At 41.7% G+C, this 22170-nt stretch carries 22 protein-coding genes; 1 reads left to right on the top strand and 21 read right to left on the bottom strand.

Translation table 11 applies throughout. The annotated features are described in order from the left end of the window. Nucleotides 1-41: 41 nt before the first annotated feature. The 11 genes from greA to B7723_RS03395 form a co-directional block, all read right to left on the bottom strand. Complete coding sequence (greA, locus tag B7723_RS03445) at nt 42-524, bottom strand: transcription elongation factor GreA (protein WP_000818765.1); 483 nt, start codon at nt 522-524, stop codon at nt 42-44. 62 nt (nt 525-586) lie between these two features. Further along, a complete protein-coding gene (gene mltG, locus B7723_RS03440) occupies nt 587-2338 on the bottom strand; it encodes an endolytic transglycosylase MltG (protein WP_084849149.1) in 1752 nt (583 codons plus the stop codon). Nucleotides 2339-2412: 74 nt separating this feature from the next. Beyond that, complete coding sequence (locus tag B7723_RS03435) at nt 2413-2916, bottom strand: GNAT family N-acetyltransferase (protein WP_000702419.1); 504 nt, start codon at nt 2914-2916, stop codon at nt 2413-2415. Next, a complete protein-coding gene (locus tag B7723_RS03430; protein ID WP_000405306.1) occupies nt 2913-3377 on the bottom strand; it encodes a GNAT family N-acetyltransferase in 465 nt (154 codons plus the stop codon). Before B7723_RS03430 ends, B7723_RS03435 begins: the two co-directional genes overlap by 4 nt. A 9-nt stretch (nt 3378-3386) precedes the next feature. Next, entirely contained in the window at nt 3387-4721 is a 1335-nt protein-coding gene (gene murC / locus B7723_RS03425) for a UDP-N-acetylmuramate--L-alanine ligase (protein WP_000030828.1), read from the bottom strand. A gap of 11 nt (nt 4722-4732) precedes the next feature. After that, nucleotides 4733-5344: a hypothetical protein gene (locus B7723_RS03420; RefSeq protein ID WP_000806744.1), complete on the bottom strand. Its 612-nt coding sequence runs from the start codon at nt 5342-5344 to the stop codon at nt 4733-4735. A 47-nt stretch (nt 5345-5391) separates the two neighbouring features. Further along, nucleotides 5392-8487: a DEAD/DEAH box helicase gene (locus B7723_RS03415; RefSeq protein ID WP_084849150.1), complete on the bottom strand. Its 3096-nt coding sequence runs from the start codon at nt 8485-8487 to the stop codon at nt 5392-5394. Nucleotides 8488-8579: 92 nt separating this feature from the next. Then, nucleotides 8580-9746, bottom strand: coding sequence for a MalY/PatB family protein (locus B7723_RS03410; protein ID WP_084849151.1), 1167 nt, complete (start codon nt 9744-9746; stop codon nt 8580-8582). Nucleotides 9747-9753: 7 nt separating this feature from the next. Next, a complete protein-coding gene (locus B7723_RS03405; RefSeq protein ID WP_084849152.1) occupies nt 9754-10848 on the bottom strand; it encodes a cystathionine gamma-synthase in 1095 nt (364 codons plus the stop codon). Between the two features lie 145 nt (nt 10849-10993). Beyond that, nucleotides 10994-12952, bottom strand: a complete 1959-nt coding sequence (locus B7723_RS03400; protein ID WP_084849153.1) for a peptide ABC transporter substrate-binding protein — start codon at nt 12950-12952, stop codon at nt 10994-10996. Between the two features lie 202 nt (nt 12953-13154). Continuing rightward, nucleotides 13155-14777, bottom strand: coding sequence for a putative polysaccharide biosynthesis protein (locus B7723_RS03395; protein ID WP_084849154.1), 1623 nt, complete (start codon nt 14775-14777; stop codon nt 13155-13157). 105 nt (nt 14778-14882) lie between these two features. On the opposite strand from B7723_RS03395, the gene B7723_RS03390 reads away from it, so the two are divergent. Continuing rightward, entirely contained in the window at nt 14883-16328 is a 1446-nt protein-coding gene (locus tag B7723_RS03390) for a UDP-N-acetylmuramoyl-L-alanyl-D-glutamate--L-lysine ligase (protein ID WP_084849155.1), read from the top strand. 31 nt (nt 16329-16359) lie between these two features. On the opposite strand, the gene B7723_RS03385 is transcribed toward B7723_RS03390, so the two are convergent. From B7723_RS03385 to B7723_RS03345, 10 genes are all read right to left on the bottom strand, one after another. After that, nucleotides 16360-16560, bottom strand: coding sequence for a CsbD family protein (locus tag B7723_RS03385; RefSeq protein ID WP_000051178.1), 201 nt, complete (start codon nt 16558-16560; stop codon nt 16360-16362). Between the two features lie 101 nt (nt 16561-16661). Further along, the gene (locus B7723_RS03380; protein WP_084849156.1) at nt 16662-17312 is read right to left on the bottom strand and encodes a DUF1803 domain-containing protein; all 651 of its coding nucleotides are present in this window, start codon (nt 17310-17312) and stop codon (nt 16662-16664) included. Further along, nucleotides 17296-17808 carry a YiiX/YebB-like N1pC/P60 family cysteine hydrolase gene (locus B7723_RS03375; protein ID WP_084849157.1) on the bottom strand — a complete coding sequence of 171 codons (513 nt, stop codon included), beginning with the start codon at nt 17806-17808 and terminating at the stop codon, nt 17296-17298. The genes B7723_RS03380 and B7723_RS03375 overlap by 17 nt, the downstream gene beginning before the upstream one ends. Nucleotides 17809-17930: 122 nt before the next feature. Then, nucleotides 17931-18128, bottom strand: coding sequence for a DUF2568 domain-containing protein (locus B7723_RS10630; protein ID WP_239827361.1), 198 nt, complete (start codon nt 18126-18128; stop codon nt 17931-17933). Beyond that, nucleotides 18079-18255 carry a hypothetical protein gene (locus tag B7723_RS10625; RefSeq protein ID WP_239827357.1) on the bottom strand — a complete coding sequence of 59 codons (177 nt, stop codon included), beginning with the start codon at nt 18253-18255 and terminating at the stop codon, nt 18079-18081. The genes B7723_RS10630 and B7723_RS10625 overlap by 50 nt, the downstream gene beginning before the upstream one ends. 53 nt (nt 18256-18308) lie before the next feature. Further along, a complete protein-coding gene (locus tag B7723_RS03365; RefSeq protein ID WP_084849158.1) occupies nt 18309-19244 on the bottom strand; it encodes a manganese-dependent inorganic pyrophosphatase in 936 nt (311 codons plus the stop codon). Between the two features lie 85 nt (nt 19245-19329). Then, nucleotides 19330-19614 (bottom strand): GIY-YIG nuclease family protein, encoded by a 285-nt coding sequence (locus tag B7723_RS03360; protein ID WP_084849159.1) that lies wholly within the window; start codon nt 19612-19614, stop codon nt 19330-19332. Then, entirely contained in the window at nt 19604-20353 is a 750-nt protein-coding gene (locus B7723_RS03355; RefSeq protein WP_049489909.1) for a tRNA1(Val) (adenine(37)-N6)-methyltransferase, read from the bottom strand. The genes B7723_RS03360 and B7723_RS03355 overlap by 11 nt, the downstream gene beginning before the upstream one ends. Nucleotides 20354-20406: 53 nt before the next feature. Next, nucleotides 20407-20766, bottom strand: coding sequence for a S1 RNA-binding domain-containing protein (locus tag B7723_RS03350; protein WP_049550527.1), 360 nt, complete (start codon nt 20764-20766; stop codon nt 20407-20409). Between the two features lies 1 nt (nt 20767). After that, nucleotides 20768-22168 carry a bifunctional Cof-type HAD-IIB family hydrolase/peptidylprolyl isomerase gene (locus tag B7723_RS03345; protein ID WP_084849160.1) on the bottom strand — a complete coding sequence of 467 codons (1401 nt, stop codon included), beginning with the start codon at nt 22166-22168 and terminating at the stop codon, nt 20768-20770. Nucleotides 22169-22170: the final 2 nt, after the last annotated feature.

The following is a 22170-nucleotide window of genomic DNA, read 5'->3' as shown; positions in this document are numbered from 1 at the left end:
TTGAGCAAGGCAAAACCTTCACTACTCCTTTTTCATCCTATTTAGGCTGTTTTTTCAACCTTTAAGATTTTGACATCATAGCTACCAACTGGTGTTTCAATCGTTGCAGTATCACCAGTCTTCTTGCCAATCAAAGCACGGCCAATCGGACTTTCATTTGATACTTTACCAGCAAAAGCATCTGCACCAGCAGAACCGACGATGATGTAGACCTCTTCTTCGTCTTCACCGACTTCTTGAATTGTTACTGTCTTACCGATTGCTACCTCATCTTGGGCAACTGCATCGCTATTAACAATTTCAGCATAGCGAATTTTTGTTTCTAGACTTGAAATTTGACCTTCAACAAAAGCTTGTTCATCTTTCGCTGCTTCATACTCACTATTTTCTGAAAGGTCTCCATAGGAACGAGCAATCTTGATACGCTCTACGACTTCAGGACGTCGAACGAGTTTCAACTCCTCTAATTCTTTTTCTAGTTTTTCCTTTTCTTCAAGGGTCATTGGGTAAGTTTTTTCTGCCATTTTTTTAACTTTCTTTTCTATTTACTTTTTTAAAACAAAATTATGTGGAAAACCACATAATTTTAGTTTGAACTACTTGCTTGAGGTAACTTGCTATTGATATGCTCTGCAACGTTTTGATCATGTTCTTCTTTTGTTGTTGCAAAGTATACTTTACCATCTTCTACATTGGCCACAAAGTACAAGTACTCACTCTTTGTCTGGTTTACACTTGCTTCAATCGCATCCGAACTTGGGCTATCAACCGGTCCAGGCATGAGGCCAAGGTGCGTGTAAACATTGTATGGTGAATCAATTGTTGTATCAATTCCAGCGTCATCTGCTAAACTAATCTTTTGACCAAGTTTTCCTTGAGCATATAGGATAGCGATGTTACTTTGAAGTGGCATACCGGCATTCAAGCGGTTATAGAAGACACCTGCGATTTTCTTGCGGTCTTCGGTCTTAGCTCCTTCTTTTTCGACAAGAGAAGCAATGCTGAGCAATTCATTAACTGTCAGATTCTTTTCTTTGATCGTAGCGTAATATGGTGACATAGCCTTATCCATAGCAGCCACCATCTCATCAATCAAACTTTCAACAGTTGTACTGTCTTTGATTGTATAGGTCGCTGGGAAAAGGTAGCCTTCAAGACGATAACGAACGCCACTGTCTTTTGTTGGAAGACTTCCAAGTAGGTTTGGATACTTGGCTACTAATTGTGAGATAAAGGTCTCATCTTGAGCTTTTGCCAAGAAAGCATCCGCAGTAAGAGGTTCTTTAAATTCACCTTGAAGTTGTCCTACTGTTTGAGCGATTTGCTCTAATGTATAGCCTTCTGGAATTGTCAAGTTTGCAAGAACAGGTGCCTGAGCTTCAGGAGTCCCACCTTTTTCCAATTCTTGAATCAACTCATCCGTACTCATACTCTTCTTCAAGTTGTAATAACCTGACTTCAAGTTGGCATGACTATAGTATTTAGCATAAAGGCTAAAGATAAGTCCATGTTTAACCAAACCAGATTTTTCCAAGGTGCTTCCAATTTCTTGAACGTTTGCTCCGTCTGGGATTTGAACCGTTACGTAATCCTTAGAGCTCGCATCAACAGGTTTCAAAGAATCTTGAACGTAACCATAACCAAAGTAACCACCAACTACAACGAGTACTAGGAGAACTAGAACTGTTACTAGGCAACCTTTAGCTTTTGATTTTTTCTTTTTCTTAGTTGATGTTGCACCTTGACGACGACTACGACGTGGAGCATCAGCTAATCCACTGCTAGATTCTGTAGAAACAGGCTCTACTCTTTCAGGCATTCCTGGGGTGATTTCCTCTTTCTTATCTTCTGTTTTATAGGTTACGGCTACCTTAGTCGGAGTATCGTTAAATTCTTTTTCTTCAGGTTTAAGCTCAACTGGTTCTACCTTAGGTTGAACGGGTTCCACTACAGGTTCTTCAGCCAGATGAATCGGCTCTACTAGAGGTTCTTCAGATTCTACAACTTCAATTTTATCAATGATTGGCTGTCTAATCTCTTTCTCTTCTTGGTCATCCGTTTCATCAGTTCTAGCACTTGAAAGTGGAGGAACACTTGGTGCATTCTTTAGAATTTTATCGACAACAGACAGGGAATCAGCCATCAACTCTTCTGTTGATGTTTCTGGTTCAAGATCTGAAGGAGTTGCTGAACTAGCTGGAGATGATGAAGCCGTCAGATTTGGAATCTCTACTTCTTTCTCTCTTCTATCTTGTTCTTTTACTCTTTCTAAATCACGTAGAATCTGCTCTTTAAAGCTTAATTTTTCTTCTTCTCTTGATTTTTCAGTCAAAAGCATTACCTCCTTGTTGACAATCCCTAATATTATATCTTAAAAGTTGCAGAAAAGCAACCAACTAGGGCATTCCCTAGCTAGTTTTCTTTATTTTCAGGCTGCCAGACCATATCATACCATGTTTCCCCAGCAAAGCTTGACTGAGATATTCCTTCATTAACAAAGCCATGTTTTTCATAATAGGCGATAAGGTAGTCATGACATGTCAAGTTAATGCCCTCTCGTTCATGTTCTAAAGCGACTTCTTTCAGAGCCTTTAATAGTCTTTTCCCCACTCCCAAAGCTTGTGCTTCCTTGGCAATAGATAGGCAAGTCACAGAAATATAACCTCCAGGTTGATGGCTATAGTCTTTTATTTCTTCTGTAAAGGACTGATCTTGGAGATGGCGGTGCGGGACGACTGGACCTTCGATATAACCAAGAATATGCCCCCCTTTTTCAGCTACCAGAAAACTGGTCTGAATCTCCTGCAAATGCGCTTCAAAGACCGAACGAGGAATGGCTTCTTCAAGGGAAAAATTCTCTAGCTCTATCTCTATAATCCGATCTAAATCCGAAAATCTTGCTTGTCTGATTTTCATTTTTCCTCCTGATAAAAGGGATTTGCCCAAATCAGATACCATTCAGAACCACTGCCATAATGACTTTCTGTAATTTCTTCTTCAACAAAGCCATTCATTTCAAAATATGATAGTAGTTCATCAGGACTCTGCAAAAGAATACCTTGGTGATTTAGTTCGACTGTCACCTGTTTCAAGGCTGCAAGAAGAAGAGTTCCCAGTCCCTGTCCCCAATGGTCAGGATGAATAGTCAATGATTTTATTTCTATCCATTTGGGATGAGACTGAACTTCTCCTAAAATATAGCCCACCAGCTGATTTTCATCCCTAGCTACAAGAAAGGTACCCACAGACTTGCGGATACACTCTTCTAAGGATTGTCGACTCACTGCCTCTTCTGATGAAAAATTAGCTTCTTCAATCGCCAACATTTCATCTAGATCTGATAGGGTAGCTTGCCTTATAGTGATTGGAATTTCCATCTGTTTTCCTTATTGGACGTTGCTTGTCAAGTTAGACAAGAGACGTTCAAATGAATATTCATAGGTTTGGATGTCTCCAGCACCCATAAAGACATAAACAGCATTGTCATGGTCTAGGAGTGGAGAAACATTTTCAACAGTGATAACCTGGTGTTTCTTGTTAATTTTATTGGCTAAGTCTTCTACTTTGACATCACCATGGTCCACCTCACGAGCTGATCCATAGATTTGCGCTAGGTAGACGGCGTCTGCTTGATTCAATGCATGTGCAAATTCGTCCAACAAGGCAATGGTTCTTGTAAAGGTATGCGGTTGGAAGATTGCCACGATTTCCTTGCTTGGGTATTTTTGACGAGCTGCATCTAAGGTCGCAATGATTTCTGTTGGATGGTGGGCAAAGTCATCAATGATCACTGTATCATTGACGATTTTCTCAGTGAAACGACGCTTAACACCTGCAAAAGTTTTCAAGTGTTCACGCACTAAGTTCAAATCAAAACCTGCTGTGTAAAGCAATCCGATAACAGCTGTCGCATTCATGATATTGTGACGACCAAAGGTTGGAATGTGGAATTGACCCAATTCTTGACCACGGAAGTGAACGGTGAATGTTGATCCAGTCGTAGAACGAAGGAGATCACTAGCTACAAAGTCATTGTCCTCAGCTTCAAATCCATAGTAATAGATTGGCGCATTGGCTGTGATCTTACGCAACTCAGGATCTTCACCGTATACAAACAAACCTTTGGTAATTTGTTTGGCATAGTCGTTAAAGGCATTGAAAACATCCTCTAGACTTGTAAAGTAGTCTGGATGGTCAAAGTCAATGTTGGTGATGATAGAGTATTCTGGGTGGTAAGGCATGAAATGGCGCTCATATTCGTCTGATTCAAAGACAAAATATTTGGCATTGGCTGAACCACGACCTGTCCCGTCACCGATCAAGAAGCTGGTGTCTGTGATATGAGACAAGACGTGAGACAGCATACCTGTTGTTGAAGTTTTGCCATGAGCTCCTGCCACTCCCATGCTGACAAAGTCGCGCATAAAGCTACCTAGGAATTCGTGGTAACGTTTGTAGCTGATACCATTTTGATCTGCATAGGCTATTTCAACGTTGTTATCTGGACGGAAGGCATTCCCAGCGATAATCTCCACATCACCTTGTAGGTTCTTTTCATCAAAAGGAAGAATGGCAATCCCTGCCTGCTCTAGACCACGTTGAGTAAAGTAGTATTTTTCAACGTCTGAACCTTGAACCTTGTGTCCCATTTGGTGCAACATCAAGGCTAGGGCACTCATCCCTGATCCCTTGATTCCAATAAAATGATATGCTTTTGACATGCTTTTCTCCCCTACTCAGTAATTCTTGTCAGATTCAACTCTTGGGCAACCTGACGTTCCTGTTCTGTTTGCTTATTCTTTTTATTATAGATTTGACTCTTCTTTAGAAAATCGTAGTTGTTCTTTTTAGCTTTTTCCGTTTGGTTTTTCGGAGTTGGATTCGCCACTTGGCCAACCTCCTCAGCTAAGATATAGTGAGACTGGCTCAAGTTTTTGCTAAATTTGGCAAACTCACCAGGATTTTCCTTTTGAAATGGTGCTGTTGGTTGGTTTCCTTGACGAACAAGTGTTGAACCATTGTGTCGTCTGGTATGACTAACATCCTGAGTCAAATACTTGGCTGAACGTTTCTTCTTCAAGTCCGCACGCGCCTCTTCTCGAGCCAACTCTGCATAAGTCTTTTCAACTTTTTTAGGTTCTGGACTTGGCTTTGACTCCTTGTTAATCACTGGAGAAACTACGGTTTCTTCCTCATTGATAGGAGACCATTCCAAATAGTTCTTATCGCGGTAATCACCTTTGATATTGCTAATAAAGTCTGACTCATCGTATAAGTCCATGACTGGCATTTTGGTCAGCATGATCTCATCATCTGACACCAATGGAAATCTATCCTGTTTCATTTTGTATTTCCTTTCAACACTTCATTATAGCGTATTGTCTTGATTTTTCAAGTGCTGGCTTCAGAAATTCCCAAAATTTCACGAATTTCTGCCAGACTGAGACTCGCACGCGACTCCGTACCATCTAAAACTTGGGAAACCAAATGTTTCTTTTGTTCTTGAAGTTCTTGGATTTTTTCTTCAATGGTTCCTTTGGTAATCAAACGATAGACCTCGACCATCTGCTCCTGCCCCATGCGGTGGGCTCGTCCGATAGCCTGGGCTTCGACAGCGGGATTCCACCAAAGGTCAACTAAAATGACCGTATCAGCTCCCGTTAGATTGAGACCAACACCACCCGCCTTAAGGGAGATGAGAAAGGCATCTCTTTCCCCTTGGTTAAAGGCCTTAGTCATCTCCTGTCTGTCATGAGCAGGAGTTGAACCTGTGATTTTGAAGGAGGTCAAGCCCAAGTCTGGGAGTTCTTTCTCGATTTTTTCCAACATTCCTTTGAACTGGGAGAAAATCAAGACCCGATGCCCACCATCAGCCACTTGTAGCAATAAATCTCGGAGACTATCGAGTTTACCACTGGCTCCCTGGTAATCGTCCATGAAGAGGGCAGGCGTATCGCAGATCTGGCGCAATCGCATGAGACCAGATAAGATTTCTACCCGACTTCTCTGGAATTCTTGATCTGTCACTTGCGCTAGGCGGTCTCGCATCTGTTGCAACTGGGCGAGATAGATGGCCTTCTGCTGGTCTTCCAGTTCATTTTTATAGACGACTTCGATTAGGTCAGGTAGTTCTGTAAGGACTTCTTCTTTCTTACGCCTCATGACGAAAGGCTTGATAAACTGCGCGACTCGGTCAGCCGGTAATTTCATAAACTCCTTTTTACTTGGTAAGAGCCCCGGAAGGACAATTTGAAAGATAGACCACAACTCTCCTAAATGGTTTTCGATAGGCGTACCTGACAAAGCAAAAACTGCTGGCACCACAAACTGGCGCAAACTCTGAGCAATCTTGGTCTGGGCATTTTTCATGACCTGGGCTTCATCTAAGAAGAGAAAATCAAAAGCCATCTCTTGATAAAGCTCGCTGTCTTGACGAAAGGTGGCATAGCTAGTCACATAGATTTGGTGATTTTCAGAAAGAATTGCTTCTCGATTCGCTTTCAAACCATGAACGACAGCCAAATCCAATTGTGGGGCAAATTTCCTGAATTCATCTGCCCAATTATAGATCAAACCTGACGGAGCCAAAATCAAGACCCGACTATCTTCTGTCACCTGACTGGTCAAAAAAGCAATAGTTTGCAGTGTTTTTCCCAGTCCCATATCATCGGCTAGGATGCCACCAAAGCCATAGTGATGAAGCATCTGGAGCCAACGGACACCCTTTTCCTGATAGTCTCTCAAACTCGCCTGCACCCGTATATCTCCCAAAGGAAAGTCCTCTGGATGGGTCAAATCATGAGCTAAATGCTGAAATTCTTCCGAGAAGGAGATCCTGTCTCGACCTTCAAACAACTGAGACAAACTGTAAGCTAGGGATTTCCGAGCCTGAAAAGAACCATCTTTTAGCTCAACCCCCAGTTCCTGCAAATTTTGACGAATCTGCTTGGTTTCCTCATCAAAAAAGTACACTTGGTCAGAAGAACTGATATAGAAATCCTGATTGCTGGTCAGGGCTTTAAGAGCTTGATCAATCTCTTCTTGGGCAATCCCTTGGAAATCAAACTGAATCTCCAACAGTCCTCCCTTGGACTCAATCTGAACCTGAGGAGCTTGGACACTGTAGAGCTGATTCATCTCATCAGACAAGAAAACCTGACCCAACTTCTCAAAAGCTGGAATCGTATGGTGAAAGAAAGAATAAACTGCCTCTGGCTTCAAAGCCTGTCTCCAAGACTGAAAATCAGCCTCAAAACCAGCCCCTAAACAGACTTGAAATAGTTGGTTTTCCAAGACAGCATCACTTGAAAAAGGTAATTGTTCCAGCTGTTGACGACTAGTCACCTTAACATCTCCATAGTCAAATTGGATATCCAAACGGATGCTGCCGTCATCCTCCCTATCAAAGTAAAAGATTGGTGAAAAGGGTCTGATTTGCAAGCGCTCAGGAGCAGAAACTATACCCAGCTGTCCAAATAAAGGAAGACAGGCGGCCAGACGATCACGATCACTGTTGTCAAACTGGAGGCATTTTCTCCCTCTTTCCTCCTGAGGGAGATCCTTTATTTCCTTTAGGAGGCTGATTTGTTTAGGATTTAAGAGATAAAGATTCCCCTTACGAAAGAGAACCGCTCCCCCATAGAATACGTTAACTCGGTCAGTCTCAGAAATTTCCATCTCAAAATAATCGGGATACTCCTGCACGGAAAAAGAGAAAATCTCTGCATCTGGATCTAAATCATGAAAGAGAAGATTTTCATAACTAGTAATCTGATGTTCGAAATGAAAATCTTCCAAGTTCATCAGCAACTCCACTCCCTGCTCAAAAAAGGTCAGAGGGAAAAAGAGGTGACGACCTTGATTGGGGAAAAAGAGGTCTTGACTCAGTCCCTCCTCAATTAAGCCACATAAAAAAGTAAGAACTTCTTGACTAGCTGTATCAAAAGCATCCCAAGACAAGTCATTTTCATAGTGCTTCCCAATCATATATGGCTTTCGATGGACTAAGACCTTCAAAAAGAGAGGGATGTCACGAATGACATAATATTTTTGACTATCAACTAAACCGATTCGGAGAGTCCAAAGGAGGCGATTGGTTCCAGCTTCTACCTGGCCTTGAGACGACAAAGTGTAGATTTTCTCTCTCTTCTGAGGTTGGATACACTCCAAAAAACTACCGCCAAAACTAACCTTGGTTTCGACCTCTTCTTGCTCTTCATGTCCTTTTTCTAAGGCTTGTAAAATCACCTGGCCTTCTTCATCATTCTTCAGATAATGCTCGAGCGCTGCGAGGTGAACACAGTAACTTCTTTTTTGGAAAAAATCGCAAGCACAAAAAACCAGATCATCCTCTAAACTGTAGCGCAAGTCTTCTCCCGCCACACGAGTATAGAGGCGATTCCCTTTTTCCTTGATTATCTCAATGTTGCCTGTTTCATAGAGTGCAACACCCTCCATGCGCAACTTCCCTGGAATCAATTTAGCCATAGTTACCCCTTTATCTTATCTTTTCATTATACCACATTTTCCCCTACGAAAATAGCCTTCTAGGAAGACTTTTCTCCTAGAAGGCTCGATTTTTAAAGTGTAGCAAAAGTGGTCACGATGCGTTGGCAAACCTCTTCCAGTACTGACTTCGGCATAGCCACATTGAGGCGGGCATGAAGAGTTCCCTCCTCTCCAAAGTCCAAACCTCGATTCAAGATAACCTTGGCTTCATTCTTCAAAAGCTCTTGCAAGCGGTCATCCGTTAGGTCATAGGCTGAAAAATCAAGCCAGATCAAGTAGGTACCTTGCGGTTTCATGACCTTAATCTTGGTTTCGTTGCCCAAAAAATCCACTACATAGTTAATGTGGTCCTCGATGACTTCTTTTAAGTCTCCTAACCAGTCCTTACCATAACGGTAGGCAGCTTCTGTCGCCAAATACCCCAAGCCTGAGATTTCATGTTGGTTATTGGCCAACTGGCGTTTTTGGAAAGCCACACGAAGCTTTGGATTTTCAATAACTGCATAGGAATTCTTGGTCCCAGCAATATTAAATGTTTTAGTGGCACTACTCAAGATAAGGGCAAAGTCTTTAAAGGCGGGATCAATGGTGTTAAAAGACTGGTGTTTATGACCAAAGAGGGCCAAATCTTGGTGAATCTCATCTGAAATCAACAAAACACCATGTTTTTGGCAGAGATACCCAATCTTTTCTAACACTTCCTTTTCCCAAACACGTCCACCAGGATTGTGAGGATTGCAAAGGATATAGAGTTTGACATCCTCTCCCACCAATTCCTTCTCCAACTGGTCAAAGTCAATCTCAAACAGCCCGTCCTTTTCCACCAAAGAATTGGTAATCAATCTGCGATTGTTGAGTTTGACACTGCGTGCAAAAGGTGGATAGACCGGTGTGTTAATCAGAACAGCCTCTCCTTCTTTTGTAAAGGCTTGAATAGCTGTTGAAATAGCTGGTACCACTCCCTCTATAAAGACGAGGGCATCCTTGTCAAAGCGATAGCCGTGTTGACTGGCTTCCCAGTCCTGAACCGACTCAATCAAATCATCACTAGCATAAGTATAGCCATAGACCAACTGATCTGCGTAGGCTTGTACAGCTTGTCGAACCTCAGGCAAAACCACAAAGTCCATATCTGCTATCCAGGCTGGTAGAACTTCTCGATCAGCTTCCGCTTCTTTCCATTTATAGGTATGGTGCCCAAAACGATTGGGCAGGCTTGTAAAATCATATTTTCCCATATCTATCTTATCCTTCCAAAGCTTGGCGCAAGTCCGCAATCAAATCTCTAGCATCTTCAATCCCAATGGATAAACGCAGGAGGTCATCTGTTAAGCCATAGGAATGGCGCACTTCTGCTGGAATATCCGCATGGGTTTGAGTTGTCGGATAGGTGATCAGACTCTCTACCCCACCCAAACTTTCCGCAAAAGAGAAGACCTTCAAGCTATTTAAAATATGAGGAATACGCTTTTCATTCACTACTTTAAAGGAAATCATGCCTCCACGTCCTGTATAGAGCACTTCCTTGACAGCAGGTGAATCCTTCAAAAAAGCAACCACTTCTTGGGCATTGGCTGTAGAACGTTCCATACGAAGAGGTAGAGTTTTAAGACCGCGAATCAACTGATAACTATCAAATGGTGACAAGACCGCACCTGTCGTATTCAAATTGTAGAAAAGTTGCTCATATAGTTCTAAACTATTAGTCACAACCACCCCAGCTAAGACATCATTGTGCCCTGCCAAGTACTTGGTTGCTGAATGAAGAACGATATCCGCACCATCTTCAATCGGTCGTTGGTAAATCGGGCTATAGAAGGTATTGTCCACCACAACTTTGGCACCCTTGGCATGAGCTAGTTTTGCTAGTTTTGCAATATCAAATTCCAACATCAAGGGATTGGTTGGCGTTTCGATATAGAGAACATCCACATCATTTTCCAGCTCAGCAATCAACTCTGCTTCAGTATTGGCATAGGTAAAATGGAACCGGCCTTCCTGCTCCACTTGGTTGAACCAACGGAAAGAGCCCCCATAAAGGTCTCGAACAGCCAATACTTTACTCCCTACTGGAAAGACACTAAAGGCCAGTACAATCGCAGCCATACCTGAGCTTGTCGCTAGGGCATAGTCTGCTGATTCGATTGCAGCCAAGACCTCCTCCGCCTTACTGCGAGTTGGGTTTTTAGTCCGAGTATAGTCAAATCCAGTAGACTGACCAAACTCTGGATGCTGATAAGTGGTTGAAAAATGCAGTGGCGTCACCAAGGCACCTGTAGCCTCATCTGACTTGATCCCAGCCTGGGCCAAAATTGTGTTGATGTGTAGTTCTTTGCTCATACAATACCTCCAAATCTATAGTAACTATTGTACCACTTATTTTCACTAACTCATTTTCTTGTTTTCAAGAGCTAGTTATAGTTTCAAACTATATAAAAACGATAGTTCCTTGAGAAACTATCGTTTTTCCTGTTGAATAGACTGGTTATTTAACGTGTTTTGCCAGTTCTTCTTGGGCTTTTTTATTTGATTCTTCTTTTTCTTTTAGCCATTTTTCTTTAGCTTTTTCATACTCATCAGCCGTTACAGTCTTATCTTGTAACTTGAGATACTTGTATGATTCGACACCCTTATTTCCAGCTTGTGAGAATGGTGATGAGAATGGAACTGTCTTTCTCAAGGTCGGTGTTCCACCCTGAGAAACGTTTGGAATAGCAAGGGCGCTATCAACGAGCCAAGCTTGAACTTCAGCATATTTTTCATAACGTTTTGCTGGTTCTTGCTCCTTGTTCGCTTCTTCTAGCATTTGAGTGTAAGTATCCAGACCAACTGCCTTAGCCTTGTCATTGACCTCACCTGGTTCTAGACCAATGTTTTGCAACATACCACCGTTATTGACATTTAAGATATCAAGATAACTTGATGGATCCAAGTAGTCCGCACTCCAACCGCCATTATAGATATCAAAGTCTTTTTGAGCTGCAGTTTGAGCGAGGTAGCTAGAGTTGTTAAACTCATCTGTTGATATCTGTTGGATATCGATAACCACATTCTCAGCTCCTAGAACAGATTCGATGGATTGTTTCAAAGAACTTGCTTCAAGTACACCTTTTTTAGCTGATTGGTCAACTGTTACATCCAAGTGGATTGGGAATTGCACACCCTTAGCTTCCAATTCTTTCTTAGCTTCCGCAAATTTAGCCTTAGCTTTATCAGGATTGTAGTATGGGTCTTGCGCGTCCGCAAAGTTGATTCCTTGCCATTCTTGGCCATAGTTGACCATCTTTTCTGAAACAACATCGCCAAAGTCTTTTCCGTTGATACTTACAAATGTTGGAGGTACAACCAAGTTACGAATAATCTTTGTTGCTCCGTCCTCCCCTTGAGATTGTGCTCCATAGGCTGTACGGTTATAAGCATAGTTGAAGGCTTGACGGAAGTTTTTATTCAGAACTGCTTCTTGGGTTGATTTCTTTTCAATATCTGAGGATTTAGACGTGAAGTTATAAGATTTTCTGTCCAAGTTGAAGTTCAAGTAATAAGAAGTTGCGTTTTGCATACTATAGATGATGTTATCCTTGTTCTTCTCTTTAATGCCTTCAAAGCTTGAGCTATTTGGATAGAGAAGCGCGTAGCTGTATACTCCTTCTACGAAGTTACGAGCTAGGGCATCTTGGTCACTACCATCATAGTAAGTCAATTTCACATCGTCCACAAAGACATTTTTAGCATCCCAGTAATTTGGATTTTTCTTGTATTCGATAACAGATTTTGAAACAAAAGATTTCATCAAGAAAGGTCCACTATACAAAATACTAGAAGGATCTACCTTACCAAAATCATCCCCTTTTGATTTTAGGAAGTCTGCATTGACAGGGAAGAGAATGGTTGAAGTTGTTTTAGAATTCCAATAAGGTTCTGGACGTGTCAAAGTATACTGAACTGTTTGGTCGTCAATCGCCTTAACACCGACAGTTGAAAAGTCAGTTGTTTTCCCGTTGATATAGTCATCCAAACCTGCTACAGAGTCTTGAACCAAGTACAAGGCTTCGGATTTTTTATCAGCAGCATATTTCAAACCTGTCACAAAGTCTTGGGCCGTTACAGGGGCATATTCTTCACCCTCATAAGTATACCATTTTGCATCCTTACGCAATTTGTAAGTATAGGTCAAACCGTCCTGAGAAACAGTCCAATCCTCTGCCAATGATGGAACATAGTTACCGTATTGGTCATTTTCCATCAACCCATCCACCAAATTGGTCACGATGTCGGTAGTTGTTGCACGGTTTTCTGCAAGATAGTTCAAACTAGATGGATCGCTCGAATAAACATAGTTATATGTTTTAGAAGCGCTACTTGAATTTCCACATGCGCTCAGTAAGATACCTGCGCTTAACACGACACTTGCAAGTGTCAGATACTTGGCCTTAGACTTTTTCATTTCCAGAACCTCCTGTTTAAAAGTTTTGTCTTATTATACAGCTTTAGTTTTATTTAGTCAAGCAATTTCTGAAGAAAAACTTAAAAAAGCATATTTTTTGCTCTTGATTTTAGAAAAAGTTCTCTTTTTTTAAGAAAAATGTAGTATAAAAACCTTTCTATTACAGAAAGGTTAAATTCATTACTTTTATTTATAAATATTTTTACGATATTTTCAATCGTGTACGTAGTCGGTCTGCTTGAGCTTTGCCAATTATCTTGTCTAAGAGTCGTGTCCGTAGGCTCATCAAACCATACAGACCTCCTCCAAGACCTCCGATGAGAGCCACATAAAGGAAACTCCAGAAACGTCCACTTGGTTGGAAGACAAAACCGAGCAGCCACTGCAAGAAGCCAACTAGGATAAACATGACAAGGGTCAAGATGGTGATCAAAATAGTCCGTTTCAAGATTATCTTTCGACGAGCACCCGTTACCTGGCAGATGTCTCGGTACATCAAGACATTTGGAATAATCAAGCCGATAGTCGTTGAAATCAAGGGACCGTAGCTGTGGAAAATAGCAATGGTTGGCAATTGCAAGACGATCTTAGCAATGGAACCATAGACAAAGTAAAGAACTGCCTTGCGGTTGTGGAACATGGCCTGAAGCATAGGAGACAAGACCATATACAAGCCTAGGATAGTAGACTGCAAAACTGCAAAGACAAATAAACCCATGGCCAGACTATCTGGCTTACCGTAAAAGACTGTATAAAGAGGCTCCCCTACCATGACCACTCCAACCGTTGCCGGCAGTAGAAATAAGAAGAGCATGGTGAGGCTATCTTGGACTAGGCGAGCCGCTGCCTGCAAGTCACCTTTTACATAGTTCTCCGTCAAAAGCGGCAAGCCAACACTCCCAATTGAAACTCCCACAGAGATTAAAATCATAGTAATTTTATTCGGATTGGCAGAGAAATAAGAAAACATGACAACCAAGTCTTCATTACTGTAGTTGGTAAACCACTTCATACTATTGATAAAGGTCATCTGGTCTAAAATCTGGAAGAGTTGAATGGCTGATCCTGTCAGGATAAAGGGAATGGCTTCCTTGATCGTATCGACTAAGAGTCGCTTACTATTGATTTTATCCCGTGTTTCAAAGACTCTTTTAAGCAAACCTTCTTGAGCAAGGAAGTAGATCAAAACTGCAAAACTTGCCACCATCCCCACAAAGGCTGCAAAGGTTGACTGAGTAACGGCTGATAAGTAGTCACCAGAACCCATCTTCATAATGAAGAAGGTTGCCATCAACATCCAGATAACACGGATCACCTGCTCGGCGATTTGACTCATAGCATAGGGTTTGAGGTTATTCATCCCTTGGAAGAAACCTCGGATGACACTCATAGATGGGAAAATCAAGACTGCCCAAGCTAAGCTCTGCATGATGGGAATCAGGTCTTTCCCCACACCTGACAAATCTGCTAACCAGGGAGAAAAGAGATACAAGACCAAGGCAAAGACTAAGCCCAAGCCCGTCATAAAGCTTAGAAAACTCCGAATCAAGGCAAAGCTATGCTCTTCTTCTCGCATGGTATTGTACTTAGCCACTTGTTTGGCGACCGCAACTGGGATACCCGCTGTCGAAATCAGCAAGAACCAGGCGTAAATATTGTAGCCCATAGTAAAGAGTCCATTTGCCTTGGCAGCATAGGTCCCCATCCAGATATACCAGGGAATAATGTAGATAGCACCAAGGAGGCGACTAATAAAGTTACTAGCTGTTAGCCAAGCAGTTCCTCGCAACATCTGGGCTTGCTGGTGATTGTTTTCGTTAGACATAGCTTCCTCATTCAATTTTGATAACTAGGAAAAGTTCCTTATCTTCCATTATAAACTTTTCCTTGTTACTTGTAAAATTTGGGCTTGAAGTTTATAATAGAAAGTATGATTAAGATTGAAACCGTATTAGGTATTTTAAAGAAAGATGGCCTTTTTCGCGAGATTATTGACCAAGGTCATTACCACTACAACTACAGTGAAGTTGTTTTTGATAGCATCAGTTATGACAGCCGAAAAATAAAAGAAGGGACTCTTTTTTTTGCAAAAGGTGCTGCCTTTAAAAAAGAATACCTCCTATCCGCTATAACGCAAGGATTAGCTTGGTATGTCGCAGAAAAGGACTACGAGGTCGGTATCCCTGTCATCGTTGTGAACGATATCAAGAAAGCCATGAGTTTGATTGCTATGGAATTTTACTGTAATCCACAAGAGAAACTCAAAATTCTCGCTTTCACAGGAACCAAAGGAAAGACAACAGCAGCTTACTTTGCTTACCACATCCTATCTCAACGCTACCCAACCGCGCTATTGTCCACTATGAATACAACTTTAGATGGCAAGACCTTCTTTAAATCTTCCTTCTCAACACCTGAAAATATCGATCTTTTTGACATGATGGCTCAGGCTGTTAAGAATGGTCGAACCCATCTTGTAATGGAAGTTTCTAGCCAAGCCTATCTTGTTCATCGAGTCTATGGCCTGACCTTTGATGTAGGTGTCTTTCTCAATATCAGTCCCGACCATATCGGTCCGATTGAGCATCCGACTTTTGAAGACTACTTCTACCACAAGCGTCTCTTGATGGAAAATAGCCGAGCAGTTGTCATTAACAGCGACATGGACCACTTCTCTGTGCTAAAAGAACAAGTGGAACATCAAGAGCATGACTTCTATGGTAGTAAGTCAGACAACCAAATCGAGAACTCTAAAGCCTTTAGCTTTTCAGCCACTGGTAAACTTGCTGGAGATTATGATATCCAGTTGATTGGACACTTCAACCAAGAAAATGCCGTTGCTGCAGGACTTGCCTGCCTCCGTCTTGGAGCTAGTCTTGAGGACATCAAAAAAGGAATCGCTGCAACCCGCGTTCCTGGTCGTATGGAAGTCCTCACACAGAAAAATGGAGCCAAGGTTTTCATCGACTATGCCCACAACGGGGACAGTCTGAAAAAACTCATCAATGTGGTTGAAACTCATCAAACTGGGAAAATCGCTCTGGTTCTTGGCTCTACAGGAAACAAGGGGGAAAGTCGTCGCAAAGACTTTGGTCTCCTCCTCAATCAACATCCTGAGATTCAAGTCTTTCTCACAGCCGATGACCCCAACTATGAAGATCCAATGGCCATTGCAGAGGAAATCAGTAGCTATATCAGCCATCCTGTTGAAAAGATTGCCGATCGTGAACAAGCCATCAAGGCGGCGATGGCCATCACAAATCAAGAACTCGATGCCGTGATTATTGCTGGTAAGGGAGCTGATTGCTACCAGATCGTCCAAGGAAAGAAAGAAGACTATCCTGGAGACGCAGCTATCGCAGAACGTTATCTATAAAAAAATCAAGGGAAACATTCCCTTGATTTTTTTAGTCTTCTTTCTTAAATGAATTTTTAAGACCTTCAACGGCACCTTCTACAGCACCTTTAGCATCTTCAACAACTTCTTTTGCTTTTGCAACTGTTTTTTCTACAGCACCTTCTGCTTCTGTCTTGCTATCGCCAGTAACTTTACCAAATCCTTCTTTGATAGCACCAGTTGCTTGATCCAATTTATTTTCAAGTGACATAGTTCTGTCTCCTTTGCTTTTAATACGATAAACGTTATCGCTTACATTCAGTTTATGCTTATTCTTTAGTAAAGTCAAACAATCTGCTCAAAATGAAGCAATTAAAGTAAATAGAAAATCAACCGTTCCTTGTCGAAATCAACAGCCAACTCATACTTACCTTCTTCGTTTTGCGCAATATAGCCTAGGACGACCAAACTATCCACAAAGATATCACGACGTTTCTGCATGAGCTGGTCTTTTTTGAGAAACTTCAGTAAAAAGGTCGTCATATATTTGAGAGCATACTCAGGATTGACATCTCCCAAAATGGCATAGAGTTCCAGCTGTTTTTCTGTCAAAGGATATTGATTCTTGACCTTGTAGAAATAGTTGGACAAGGTCATCTTTTCTCTTGCAAAGTCCGTACGTTCGACTAAAATGGCCGCATTGGTTTGATTGCGCAATTCTGTCTCAAAAGTCTTCATCAGCAAAGCATGATAAACTGGACTATCCTCTCTGATAAAAATTTCTTGGTCCAGGGCTAAATTATCCGTAGATTCTAAAAAAGGGAGATTGAGAAAATAGCGTTTGTTTTCCCTTAGGATCAAGCCTGCCTTTATATACTCTTCCATGAGTTTATCAACTGACACATCTGGAAACTGAGCTTTGATTTCTCGTAGAATCACATCGTCATGCTGGTCCAGATAGTCCACCAAATCTATAAAAAATGGCTGTCGAGTCAAACGAGATGGATTAAAAATCTGAATCATGAAGATTCCTTTCTTTACATTCTAATAGAGGGGATGTTGCTAGTTGACTAGGATTGGTCCCTGGTTGATTGAGAGGCACAGGAAGTTCGAGTTTCCTGTAATAGTCCCTCCAAAAATCACTAATCTCCTGCTCCCCATCCCCAAATTTCATGGGAATAGTTTCAAAAATCGGTAGGATTTCAGCGATGTACTGGGAGCAGTAAAAGCCAGACCCATCTGGGTAAAACGAGCTATTATAAGGAGCACCTAGATGCTGGCAAGCCTTCTCCTTTACCAAGTCAGCTTCCAGCTCTGGATAGACATAAAGATCGTAGAGATGAGTCGGTTCAAAAAATTCAGCCGGTTTTTGACAGATGACACCTGCTTGCCCACTAGCATGGTAGATGAAACCGTCCAAAAAGATGGCTACATGACTATAGTTCCCAGTAGAAGCCTGGATAGCCTGCCCCATATCTGAAAGATCCTTCACAAAAATCAAATCACCATTTTCTAACATCTTTCTCTCCTAGAAAAAAAGGAGCCGAAACCCCTTTAGCTATATGGAAAACATCGTTTTCTCGTGTCAATCTCCAGTCAAATAATTACCATTTAAATAATTCATTAACTATATTATAAGAATCACTCTAGCTGAAAATAATAAAGCAGACCCAAACTTCCAAAAGACAGAACTAAGTATAGGATTCCTATTTGTAATCCATACAAATACCAAAAACTACCACTAACTAAAATAAAAATCGATATCTCAGCAACAAGTCGATGCCATTTTTTAAAAGCATGTGGAGATTTTGGTGCCATATATCGCGCCCAAAATAAGATTAATAGAACTGCTAGAAGAAAAAACAGGAATTTTTCCAGCCAAAATTTGTATCACAGATACGGAGAAAAGACCAAGGATTGCCACAGCCTCAACCAAAAAGCGCAGTCCTTCAATCAATCGCATCATGCTATCACCTTCTATAAATAGTCAAATTAACAGTTCCAAATATTCCTTAAAAATTACCCATTAAAGCTTTCAGTCAACTGTGGCACCACTTGTTTCTTACGTGAAACAGCACCTGGAAGGAAAGCGTGGTTGTTTTCAAGTTTGAAGTTGAAAGCTGCTTCGACCTTGTCCATGTTTGATCCAAGAGCAAGGATTTCTGAGTTTGAGTTGACGATGTCTGTAATCATCAAGACAAAGTCTGAGTAGCCGTTTGCTGCATTAGCTGCTTGCATTGCTGCCTCGATTTCACCTTGACGTTCCAAGACTTCAGCGATATCAACTGTGTTTACTTGAGCTACACGAACCTTATTTCCATTGAGTTCAAAGGTCTTAGCATCGATGTCAATCAATTCTTCAGCAGATTTGCTAGCCAAGTTAGTACCAGCCTTGAGCATAGCCAAACCGTACTCTTCCAAGTTGACACCAGCTAATTCTGCCAATTCAGGCGCAATGACTTTGTCAGATGGGTGAGTTGTTGGAGATTTCAAAAGAAGAGTATCTGAAATCAAACCTGAAAGCATCAAACCTGCGATTTCTTTAGGAACAGCTACACCATGTTCTTTGAACATGCGGTAAACGATAGAAGATGCTGATCCAACTGGTTCCAAGCGCATGTAAAGTGGGCTTGCAGTTTCAAAATTAGCCACACGGTGGTGATCCACAACTCCGTAAACTTCTACTTCTGCGATATCTGATACAGATTGTTGGAATTCATTGTGGTCAGTCAAGATGACTTGTTCTGCACCTTCTGCTTTAGCAGATGTAATGACGCGTGGTGCTTCTACACCAAAATAGTTCAAAACGAAGGCTGTTTCTTCATTAGGAGTTCCAAGTGCTACTGCTTCTGTGTCCAATCCATAAGCTTCTTTTGCAAGATAGGCAAAGGCTACAGATGACCCGATGGCATCTGAGTCTGGATTTTGGTGACCAAATACTAGAATCTTAGACATGATAATACCTCTTTAAATTTATTCATCTTATTGTAGCACTTTTTTCCTCTTTTGACAAAAGTAAGAGAAGCCAAAAGACTCCTCCTTAGACATCAATATGGTTGACTAGATTTTTCTCTTGATTTTCGGATAAAAATCGTTCTTTCTGCAGGCGTTTCTTTCGTTTGAGGAGAGCCTCTGCAGACATGGCTTCTTCCTTACTGGCAAAACCCTCTACATAGATGAGTTTGACTGGCAAGCGAGCTCGGGTATACTTTGCTCCCTTACCACTATTATGAACGGCAAGGCGCCTCTTCACATCTGTTGTATAGCCCGTATAGTAAGAACCGTCGCGACACTCCACCACATACATATAGGCTTTATGATCCATAGTAAATCTCTTGAATTTCTGGCGTGTAGGAACCATCGTCATTGTGAACAATGAGCGGTGGCAAAACCTTGAAGCCACTGGTCGATCCATCCTTGATGGCTTCGATTAAGAGCATATTGGCCTCCTTCTCACGTTTCGGATAGACAAATTGAAGACGCTTGGGTGCCAAATTGTGGCGTTTGAGCATATCTAGGATATCCAAGAGTCGATCTGGACGATGGACCATGGCCAAACGGCCATTAGACTTGAGAATACTCTGAGCACTTCGGCAGATCTCTTCTAGATTAGTCGTAATTTCGTGTCTGGCCAGAAGGTAGTGTTCACTCTCGTTCAGATTGGAATGCGGATCTACCTTAAAATAAGGCGGATTACACAAGATCATATCCACCTTACTTCCCTGAATATGGACAGGCATATTTTTCAAATCATCACAGATGACCTGCATCTGCTCTTCCAAGCCATTTAACTGAACCGAACGCTCTGCCATATCCGCCAAGCGCTCTTGAATCTCTACAGAGAGAATTTTTGCCTCTGTACGACTGCTTGCAAAAAGTCCCACTGCACCATTTCCAGCACAAAAGTCCACAATTAAACCCCGTTTAGGGAAGCGAGGAAAGCGTGACAAGAGAACACTATCCACCGAATAGCTAAACACCTCTCTATTTTGAATGATCTTGATATCTGTCGAAAAGAGCTGGTTGATTCGCTCTCCTGGTTTTAATAATTGTTCTTCTTTCATACTTTTATTATAACAAATTATGTTAATATTACAAATGATTTGAATAATCGTATTTATGGCTTCTTCTTTAAATGCTCTAATGCCTCACGCGTCCAAACAGGCATCATTCGGGCAAGAGGAGCAAATCCGTGCTTGATCCGATCATTTGAAAAACGTCTCCGTCTTGGTAATTGATGCTTTTCCTCTTCCAAGGTACGTATGGAAAGACTGGCCTTTCCAGTGTATTCGTCAAAATCCACCACCTGAACTTGAACTTCATCGCCAATTTTTAAAATGTCATAGATATTTTCAATAAATCCCGTCCGAATCTCCGAGATGTGAATCAGCCCTGTCACCCCTGTCTCTAACTCGACAAAGGCACCATAGGGCTGAACTCCTGTAATACGCCCAGTTAGCTTATCACCAATTTTCATTCTAGTCCTCAATTTCAATCGTTTCAATTACTACATCTTCAACTGGTTTGTCCATTACACCAGTCTCAACAGCTGCAATGGCATCCAAGACCGCAAACGATTCTGCGTCTACCAACTGCCCGAAAACAGTATGGCGGCGGTCAAGGTGAGGAGTTCCACCTTGTTCTGCATAAATCTCAGCGATTGGTTCAGGCCAGCCACCACGCGCAATCTCTTTCTTAGAGTATGGCAAATGTTGGTTTTGCACGATAAAGAACTGGCTACCATTGGTATTTGGACCCGCATTGGCCATAGAAAGGGCACCACGGATATTATAAAGTTCTTCAGAAAATTCATCTTCAAAAGAGTCACCGTAGATTGATTCTCCCCCCATACCAGTACCAGTTGGATCTCCACCTTGGATCATAAAGTCCTTGATAATGCGATGGAAAATCACACCATCATAGTAACCGTCTTTTGACAGAGCAACAAAGTTGGCTACTGTTTTGGGAGCATGTTCAGGGAAGAGCTTGATACGCAAGTCTCCGTGATTTGTCTTAATGGTCGCAAGAGGACCTTCTGCTGTTTCAATGTCTACTTGTGGGAAATGCAATTCTTTTTCTACCATACCAAATCCTTCTAAGGCATCAAAAATGCCATCTTCTTCTACTGTTTTTGTAATATAATCTGCTTTTTCTTTGATTTTTTCATGGGAAACTCCCATGGCAATACTGATTCCAGCATAATCAAAGAGTTCCAAGTCATTGAGCCCATCCCCAAAGACCATAACATTCTCTGGTTTCAAGCCTAAGTGCTCCACCACCTTGGCTACACCAGCAGCTTTCGAACCTGAAATCGGCACGATATCTGATGAATGTTCATGCCAACGCACCATGCGAAGTTTATCCGACAATGAATCTGGCAAGTGCAAGCCATCCCCTTTATCTTCAAAGGTCCACATCTGGTAAATATCTGCTTTTTCATGGAAGTTAGGATCCACATCCAAGTTCGGATAAATCGGGTCAATAGCTTCACTGATCAGTTCTGTTCGCGTGGAGAGTTTGGCGTCATGACTACCAACCAAGCCGTACTCAATTCCCTCTTCCTTCGTCCAAGAAATGTACTCCTCAACATCTGACTTGTCAATCTGATGTTGATAAATGACCTGGCCTTTTTTATCTTCGATATAACCCCCATTTAGAGTTACAAAAAAGTCAGGTTTGAGCTCACGAATCTCTGGAACAACACCAAAAATACCGCGCCCAGAGGCAATTCCTGTTAAGATTCCTTTTTCACGCAACTGTTTAAAGACAGTGGGAATTGTAGCTGGAATAAAACCTGTCTTTGACGTACGCAAGGTATCATCAATATCAAAAAAGACGATTTTAATCTTTTTTGCCTTGTATTTTAATTTCGCATCCATCT

The sequence above is a fragment of the Streptococcus oralis subsp. oralis genome (assembly GCF_002096435.1).
GTDB lineage: Bacteria > Bacillota > Bacilli > Lactobacillales > Streptococcaceae > Streptococcus > Streptococcus oralis_AA.
This window is presented reverse-complemented; position numbering and strand designations above follow the sequence as displayed.

What these genes read in the sequence shown, in the direction of transcription:
- greA (WP_000818765.1), bottom strand. Translation starts at nt 524, where the DNA reads ATGGCAGAAAAAACTTACCCAATGACCCTTGAAGAAAAGGAAAAACTA.
- mltG (WP_084849149.1), bottom strand. Translation starts at nt 2,338, where the DNA reads ATGCTTTTGACTGAAAAATCAAGAGAAGAAGAAAAATTAAGCTTTAAA.
- B7723_RS03435 (WP_000702419.1), bottom strand. Translation starts at nt 2,916, where the DNA reads ATGAAAATCAGACAAGCAAGATTTTCGGATTTAGATCGGATTATAGAG.
- B7723_RS03430 (WP_000405306.1), bottom strand. Translation starts at nt 3,377, where the DNA reads ATGGAAATTCCAATCACTATAAGGCAAGCTACCCTATCAGATCTAGAT.
- murC (WP_000030828.1), bottom strand. Translation starts at nt 4,721, where the DNA reads ATGTCAAAAGCATATCATTTTATTGGAATCAAGGGATCAGGGATGAGT.
- B7723_RS03420 (WP_000806744.1), bottom strand. Translation starts at nt 5,344, where the DNA reads ATGAAACAGGATAGATTTCCATTGGTGTCAGATGATGAGATCATGCTG.
- B7723_RS03415 (WP_084849150.1), bottom strand. Translation starts at nt 8,487, where the DNA reads ATGGCTAAATTGATTCCAGGGAAGTTGCGCATGGAGGGTGTTGCACTC.
- B7723_RS03410 (WP_084849151.1), bottom strand. Translation starts at nt 9,746, where the DNA reads ATGGGAAAATATGATTTTACAAGCCTGCCCAATCGTTTTGGGCACCAT.
- B7723_RS03405 (WP_084849152.1), bottom strand. Translation starts at nt 10,848, where the DNA reads ATGAGCAAAGAACTACACATCAACACAATTTTGGCCCAGGCTGGGATC.
- B7723_RS03400 (WP_084849153.1), bottom strand. Translation starts at nt 12,952, where the DNA reads ATGAAAAAGTCTAAGGCCAAGTATCTGACACTTGCAAGTGTCGTGTTA.
- B7723_RS03395 (WP_084849154.1), bottom strand. Translation starts at nt 14,777, where the DNA reads ATGTCTAACGAAAACAATCACCAGCAAGCCCAGATGTTGCGAGGAACT.
- B7723_RS03390 (WP_084849155.1), top strand. Translation starts at nt 14,883, where the DNA reads ATGATTAAGATTGAAACCGTATTAGGTATTTTAAAGAAAGATGGCCTT.
- B7723_RS03385 (WP_000051178.1), bottom strand. Translation starts at nt 16,560, where the DNA reads ATGTCACTTGAAAATAAATTGGATCAAGCAACTGGTGCTATCAAAGAA.
- B7723_RS03380 (WP_084849156.1), bottom strand. Translation starts at nt 17,312, where the DNA reads ATGATTCAGATTTTTAATCCATCTCGTTTGACTCGACAGCCATTTTTT.
- B7723_RS03375 (WP_084849157.1), bottom strand. Translation starts at nt 17,808, where the DNA reads ATGTTAGAAAATGGTGATTTGATTTTTGTGAAGGATCTTTCAGATATG.
- B7723_RS10625 (WP_239827357.1), bottom strand. Translation starts at nt 18,255, where the DNA reads ATGATGCGATTGATTGAAGGACTGCGCTTTTTGGTTGAGGCTGTGGCA.
- B7723_RS03365 (WP_084849158.1), bottom strand. Translation starts at nt 19,244, where the DNA reads ATGTCTAAGATTCTAGTATTTGGTCACCAAAATCCAGACTCAGATGCC.
- B7723_RS03360 (WP_084849159.1), bottom strand. Translation starts at nt 19,614, where the DNA reads ATGGATCATAAAGCCTATATGTATGTGGTGGAGTGTCGCGACGGTTCT.
- B7723_RS03355 (WP_049489909.1), bottom strand. Translation starts at nt 20,353, where the DNA reads ATGAAAGAAGAACAATTATTAAAACCAGGAGAGCGAATCAACCAGCTC.
- B7723_RS03350 (WP_049550527.1), bottom strand. Translation starts at nt 20,766, where the DNA reads ATGAAAATTGGTGATAAGCTAACTGGGCGTATTACAGGAGTTCAGCCC.
- B7723_RS03345 (WP_084849160.1), bottom strand. Translation starts at nt 22,168, where the DNA reads ATGGATGCGAAATTAAAATACAAGGCAAAAAAGATTAAAATCGTCTTT.